The organism is Neobacillus drentensis (genome assembly GCF_036966985.1).
Taxonomy (GTDB): domain Bacteria; phylum Bacillota; class Bacilli; order Bacillales; family Cytobacillaceae; genus Neobacillus; species Neobacillus drentensis_E.
Genome location: NZ_JBALSN010000330.1, coordinates 1 through 6,242, shown reverse-complemented (window position 1 = coordinate 6,242; position 6,242 = coordinate 1). Strand labels below are relative to the sequence as shown.

The 6,242-nt window shown below is 36.5% G+C and carries 6 protein-coding genes; 3 read left to right on the top strand and 3 right to left on the bottom strand.

The features are described 5' to 3' along the window. The first annotated feature begins 50 nt into the window (after nucleotides 1-50). Together V7659_RS20680 and V7659_RS20675 are read left to right on the top strand one after the other, a co-directional pair. Nucleotides 51-1,058, top strand: coding sequence for a permease (locus V7659_RS20680; RefSeq protein ID WP_420491753.1), 1,008 nt, complete (start codon nucleotides 51-53; stop codon nucleotides 1,056-1,058). A gap of 7 nt (nucleotides 1,059-1,065) precedes the next feature. Continuing rightward, on the top strand, nucleotides 1,066-2,001 hold the full coding sequence (locus V7659_RS20675) for a TIGR03943 family putative permease subunit (protein WP_335541904.1): 936 nt from the start codon (nucleotides 1,066-1,068) through the stop codon (nucleotides 1,999-2,001). A 45-nt stretch (nucleotides 2,002-2,046) separates the two neighbouring features. Here V7659_RS20675 and V7659_RS20670 read toward each other — a convergent pair whose 3' ends face one another. The 3 genes from V7659_RS20670 to V7659_RS20660 all read right to left on the bottom strand — a co-directional run bounded on the left by V7659_RS20670 (nucleotide 2,047) and on the right by V7659_RS20660 (nucleotide 4,541). Next, nucleotides 2,047-2,385 (bottom strand): YmaF family protein, encoded by a 339-nt coding sequence (locus V7659_RS20670; protein WP_335541902.1) that lies wholly within the window; start codon nucleotides 2,383-2,385, stop codon nucleotides 2,047-2,049. 290 nt (nucleotides 2,386-2,675) lie between these two features. Then, nucleotides 2,676-3,041: a hypothetical protein gene (locus V7659_RS20665; RefSeq protein WP_335541900.1), complete on the bottom strand. Its 366-nt coding sequence runs from the start codon at nucleotides 3,039-3,041 to the stop codon at nucleotides 2,676-2,678. An 18-nt stretch (nucleotides 3,042-3,059) separates the two neighbouring features. Beyond that, nucleotides 3,060-4,541: an FTR1 family iron permease gene (locus V7659_RS20660; protein WP_335541899.1), complete on the bottom strand. Its 1,482-nt coding sequence runs from the start codon at nucleotides 4,539-4,541 to the stop codon at nucleotides 3,060-3,062. Between the two features lie 316 nt (nucleotides 4,542-4,857). Between V7659_RS20660 and V7659_RS20655 the strand changes: the two genes are divergently transcribed. Further along, nucleotides 4,858-6,210, top strand: coding sequence for an arsenic transporter (locus V7659_RS20655; RefSeq protein ID WP_335541897.1), 1,353 nt, complete (start codon nucleotides 4,858-4,860; stop codon nucleotides 6,208-6,210). The last annotated feature ends 32 nt before the right edge of the window (nucleotides 6,211-6,242 follow it).

Below are 6,242 nucleotides of genomic sequence, written 5' to 3'. Positions count from 1 at the left end.
TTGCATATCCATATGATAGTGATGATAGAGTTGAGGAGGTAGATTTTGTAATGACCTATTTAAATAAGATGCTAAAAGATAGTTTATGTCTTCTGTTATTTGGATTTTTTATGATACTCTTTCTTTTTGCAGAGAAAATCAAAGACATCTCTTTTTTTAATAGATTTCCAAGTTCTTTTCTTAATATTAATACGATTTTCCTCAGTATTGTTTTAGAAGCAATTCCTTTTATTTTATTGGGTGTATTTGTATCAGCCATAATTCAAGCATTTGTATCAGAAAACGCCATTCGAAAGTTTTTGCCTCGTAATGCTTATTTAGCCCTCATACCTGCTGCATTGCTAGGAGTAATCTTTCCCATTTGCGAATGTGCCATTATTCCTGTGGTTCGCAGGTTAATTAAAAAAGGCATGCCAGCACATGTAGGAGTTGTATTCATGCTTAGCGCTCCAATCTTAAACCCTGTCGTCTATGCATCAACCTATTTTGCTTTTAAGAGTACACCTTATATTGCGAACGCCAGGATGTTTGCTGGATTTATAAGCTCGATTATCATTGGTCTCATCATTTACCGACGATTTAAGGGGGAAAATATTCTTAAAACCGATAATGATATTCAGCATGGCCACCACCATCACCATTCTTCAAAACGAAATAAATTTCTAGAAACCTTATATCATGCAAGTGATGAATTATTCGATACAGGAAAATATTTATTCATTGGGGCTTTCCTCGCTAGTTTATTTCAGACTTTCTTAGACCGCAATGTTCTCTTATCGATTGGGACAAGCCCTAGCTTAGCACCTGGGGTTATGATGGGTTTTGCCTATGTCCTCTCTGTATGTTCTTCTGCGGATGCCTTTGTTGCTTCCTCTTTCGGTTCTACCTTTACGGAAGGATCAATCCTTGCTTTTCTTGTATTCGGACCAATGATTGATATAAAAAACACCTTAATGTTATTCGGGTATTTTAAGAAACGGTTTGTATTATTCTTACTTATGGTAACTCCAGTCGTGGTGTATTTATCAGTCTATATCTTTCAGCTAATTTTTATTTAGGAGGTGCATGATGAAGAAAACAAATGAAGCCCATACCTTTCACCACCTGATCAGAGGAATCATTTTAATTGGATTAATGTTGCTGTTATTTAAATTACTTCTAACTGGTAATATTACTCTTTTAATTGCACCGAAAATGATTCGTTTTATTTACTTCACTTTATTTGTATTACTTACTTTAGGGATTATATTAATAATAAGAGGAACATCAGAACAGAAGTCTACTAATCAATGTGACTGTGAAGGCGAACACTCCTACCCAACCTCAATAGGGAAAAGTTTATTTCTTTATTTGTTATTTATTATTCCTATTACCACGGGTTTTCTTTTCGCAAATAATGTTCTCGATAGCTCTGTGGCGATGAACAGAACCATTAAACTTGGAGCAAGTTCTTCAGACACAAATCAAATCAAGACAATTAAAAACAATAAAAACACAGAAAAAACAAATTCTACTTCTGATAAGAATAAAACCAGTTCCACAGTTAATAACAAAAACAATTTTGATAATCAACCTGAGCCTCTAACTGAAAAGGAATACAAAAAGCTAAAAACAGACATGTTAAGGACAAAGAATATAAATATTAATGATCAGCTTTATGTTCCAATGATGTCAATCATTCAGGATAATCTACAAGATATGATTGGTAAAACTGTCTCCACAAAAGGGTTTGTATATAGGGAAAAGAACTTCATGCAAAATCAAATCATCGTTGCTCGATTTGGAATTTCTTGTTGTGTTGCAGATGCGTCCGTTTATGGAATGATGGCAAAAGGGAATGTAACGGCTTTACCAAAGGATAAATGGGTACAAGTAACTGGTGTAATTGCGCAAACTCAATTTGATGGTGGTACAATCCCTATTATAAAAATAAAGCAGATTTCAAAAATTGCTGCTCCAAAGCAGCCTTATGTATTTGATGTAGGTGTGAAGATTGAGTAAACACAGAAAAAAGAGACTAGTAGTTAGTCTCTTTTACAATGTTTTCTATTTGTTACCTGGAGCAGGTTGATCGACTCCTAGGATTCGATGACGATGTCCATCATTTTCTGTTGTATAAAAATCATAATGATGAACGTGCATCCCATTACCAATTGGAATAGCTGGACCTGAATATGCCTTATAATAATGGGTATGCCCATTTTCGAACACAACATATCCCTCTGTATAATGAACATGATTATGATCCTGAGTCTGGATTGGCGGTGAAGTAACATCTAAACACTGATGGACATGCCCTGCATTAACCGAAGTATAATCTACCGAACCATGATTATGGTTCGGCACGAACCCCTGGATAAAATCGTCCTTACCAACTTTACTCATATCCTCACCTCATTCTTATACTTCAATTAATTTAATAAATTTGTCCATTCATTTTTTTGGCATTTAAGCGCTCAATTCAAAATGTGAATCATGTTCCGTAACTGATTCTGGTCTTGGTCCTGCTTACATAGGACTCCCCCCTTAATTTGCCTTATAAAACATAATATTTAGGAAAAAACTTGAATATGCTGTTGAAATTCAAGTAGCGGACCAAGCTATGACAAACTGAACTAAAAAAAGAGACTTTCAGAAAGTCTCTTTTTCACGTCCATCATCAATAATTATTTGGTTTACTTATCTAATTCTTTTAAGGCATCCGTCAATTTGTCGTTTAAGGAACCTAATGCTTCTTTATCAAGGGTTGATGCTTCTGAACCTGCAATGGTCGGATCAAGGTATTTTTCAATTTTCTCATATAGGTCTTCGTTATCTTTTTTAACATCGTCTTCGAATGAAGACCATTGCTCTTCTAGTGTTGGTCCCACTTCTTTTACCTTTGCTTGATCCCCGCTATCAATTGCTTTTGATAACTGCTCCGTAGTTTCTAACATGTTATTTACCCCATCAGTGACCTTACTATCTGTTGAACCACAGCCCACTAATAGTAATGCACTACCTACTCCGATTGATAAAACCATTGACGTTAACTTTTTCATCTTTTTTTCCTGCCTTTACTATAAATTATTGTTTATGATTGCAAGTTTATTATTTTTGTATTTCTTAGCTAATAGAATAATTACTGCTCCAAGAACAAGCGCTATTTGAGGTATAGTGCTTTCCCATGAGGGATAGATTGCAAAAAATTCAATACTTGGGATGCTTTGGGAGTTTGTCGTCTGGATAAATCCAGCTAGCTGAAGGCTGTGGATCCCCATTCCCGTAAACTTAATGCAAAGGTAAAATACAATGACACTAGACACCATAAAGAATGGTCGTAATGGTAATTTTAAACCTACGAATACCATTAAATATGCTAAGATTCCAAGTATTACTGCACCAATTACAAACCCGATTAATAATGATTGAAGTTTTATTTGGCTTGCCATTCCGATATAAAATAATACTGTTTCTGTCCCTTCTCGAAAGACCGCTAGAAAAGCTAGGACTCCTAACGAAACGAGTTTACCTGTCGTTAATGCTGATTGGCTTTTTTCTCGAATATACCGATTCCAATCCGCGATATTTGATTGACTGTGGAGCCAATAGCTCATATACAGCAACATCACAGCTGCGAAAACACCGGTCCACCCTGCGATTTGAGCATTATTACTGCCAAACGCTCCAGAAGAAATTACGAATTTAACAATAATTGCAAGGATTACACTTACACCTAGTCCAGACAATACCCCAGTCCAAATCCAGCCCTTCCCCTTACCATCAGCTGATTTTTTGACAAAAGACATAAGAGCAATGACTACAAGTAATGCTTCTAACCCTTCTCGTATAAGGATCATTGCAGCGTCCCAATAGGTGTAACTTGATTTTTCAGCTAAAGGGGTAAGGTATTGGACCATTTGATCGATTGTTTTTTTAGCATCCTCAAAATTTGGCGGGTTAGATGCAAGCATCGCTTGAATAGTTACTAAATCTCGCTCTGAATCACTATAGACTGAGGCTGATTGCGCTACCACTACCCCTTCTACGCTTAACCAACTGTTATTTGCTTTTTTAATTCCTTCCAGTGCTTCAGTTTGTTCCTGCTCATTTACTTCATTTTTTGTTTCTTGAAGAAGAGTTATAAAATCAGCTAATGAAATATCTTCCTTTTTAAATCCTGTTTCTTTCGGATAACCACCACTGACTACTTTTTCGTTTACAGCCTTTAATCCTTGTAAAGCCTGTAACACTTGATCTTGTTTTTTAATCGTAAAAGCATAGACAACCTTTCCCATATTTGACTCGATGTCTCGATAGGCTGTGGCTGAGTCCTCTTTTATCCCTTCTTCAATTTCCCGCCAGGTTTGATTAAATTGATCATAAGCCTTTTCTGCTTCTGATAGGTTCCCATTAGAAGCAAACTCGATGGCTTGATCAACTGATTCCTCTGCCTTCTTCATATCTTCACTGGAATTTCCTGATGCCAGTACAGGGTTATGAATTCCTATAGCGAGTAATAAGAGTAGGATAAATATTTTATGTATTAATGTCTTTCCCATAGGAACCTCCTTGTTAAAACGTTTTAATTGAGAATGAATTTCAATTTCACTCTGCATCTACAATTCTATTTCCTTTGAGAATGATTGTCAATTAAAATTTTTTGATGGGGTTTTATTTTATAGACTTCAGCGGAAATTCGGAAAAACAGGTACAAACCTACAGCCTGTCTTAGCTTTAATACATATAAATACAGTACAAAGTCACAAGAGGGATAGATGGAAGGGAGGGATAGATGCGGATGCAAAAGGTGGAGGTAAAGTCGTCTCATGATTCATTTCATGAAATACTAGCTTTCGAAAGGAGAAAATTTATTCAATGGTTTGGTTAACGATAGGTTCCTTTTTACTCACCCTAGGATTTATTCTTTGGAGACCTCGAGGGATAAATGAAGCAATCCCTGCTACGATTGGTGCGATTGTTGTCATCCTAAGCGGAAGTGTTACATTATCTGACCTCGGTCTAATTGCGGAAACCATCAGCGGTGCTGCGATCACCATTATGGCCACAATTGTAATGGCAATCGTCTTAGAGAGTTTTGGGTTCTTTAACTGGATGGCAGAAAAGCTTGCAGAAAAAGCAAAAGGTTCAGGCATTCGATTATTCTGGTATGTCAATCTCTTGTGTTTTTTAATGACACTCTTTTTTAATAACGATGGAAGTATTTTAATCACAACACCAATATTAGTTATGCTACTAAACAATATGGGCTTAAAAAACCATCAAAAAATTCCGTATTTGCTTTCAGGTGCATTAATTGCGACCGCTTCAAGTGCGCCTATTGGAGTAAGTAATATTGTCAATCTAATCGCCCTAAAAATCGTCCACATGAGTTTGTACTTGCATACGGCGATGATGTTTGTGCCTGCAACACTGGGTTTACTTCTACTGACCTGGCTTTTGTTTCTTCGCTTCAAAAAGGTCTTACCAAAAACGATCCCTACTAAGGTAACTGGGCTTTCACACTCTTCTTATCATCCACTTAAGCCAAGTTCACTGAAACATGCTTCTGATAAAGACCGATCTAGATTTATGAGAAACGTTCTCCTATTTGTCTTTGCGGTTCGTGTCAGCCTCTTTGTCGCATCGTTTCTGTCTATACCAGTTTCGCTTATGGCAGTTTTTGGCTCCCTTGTCCTTTTAGGTTGGAGATGGGCATATTTAAAAATACCTCCAACAGACATGGTGAAAAAAACGCCGTGGTATATCATCGTTTTCGCTTTTAGTATGTATGTGATTATATACGGTCTAAATAATATCGGTTTAACAGACTGGTTAATCCAATTCATGCGTCCAATGGTTTCTGGAAGCCTGCTTAATGCTAGTGTATTAATGGGTGTCTTGTTATCCGTTCTTTCGAACATATTTAATAATCACCCTGCGCTAATGGTTGGGACATTAACATTAACAAATATGGATCTACCTCTCCTCAGTTTAAAAATATCCTATCTTGCCAATGTCATAGGAAGTGATATGGGAGCATTACTACTACCAATAGGAACGCTGGCCACGTTAATGTGGATGCATATTATAAGGAAAGGTAAAGTCATGATTAGTTGGTGGCAGTATATGAAAATAACCTTCGTGGTTATCCCACCTGCTACGTTGTTTACCTTGGTGATTCTCTATTATTGGGTTTCTTGGCTTTTTGGTGGAACACTTCAGAACTAAGTCAATTGGAAAAGGAGAAGTAAAATGAATAT

Excerpts from the sequence above, each read along its gene's own strand:
- V7659_RS20680 (WP_420491753.1), top strand. The coding sequence starts at position 51 with ATGACCTATTTAAATAAGATGCTAAAAGATAGTTTATGTCTTCTGTTA.
- V7659_RS20665 (WP_335541900.1), bottom strand. The coding sequence starts at position 3,041 with ATGAAAAAGTTAACGTCAATGGTTTTATCAATCGGAGTAGGTAGTGCA.
- V7659_RS20660 (WP_335541899.1), bottom strand. The coding sequence starts at position 4,541 with ATGGGAAAGACATTAATACATAAAATATTTATCCTACTCTTATTACTC.
- V7659_RS20675 (WP_335541904.1), top strand. The coding sequence starts at position 1,066 with ATGATGAAGAAAACAAATGAAGCCCATACCTTTCACCACCTGATCAGA.
- V7659_RS20670 (WP_335541902.1), bottom strand. The coding sequence starts at position 2,385 with ATGAGTAAAGTTGGTAAGGACGATTTTATCCAGGGGTTCGTGCCGAAC.
- V7659_RS20655 (WP_335541897.1), top strand. The coding sequence starts at position 4,858 with ATGGTTTGGTTAACGATAGGTTCCTTTTTACTCACCCTAGGATTTATT.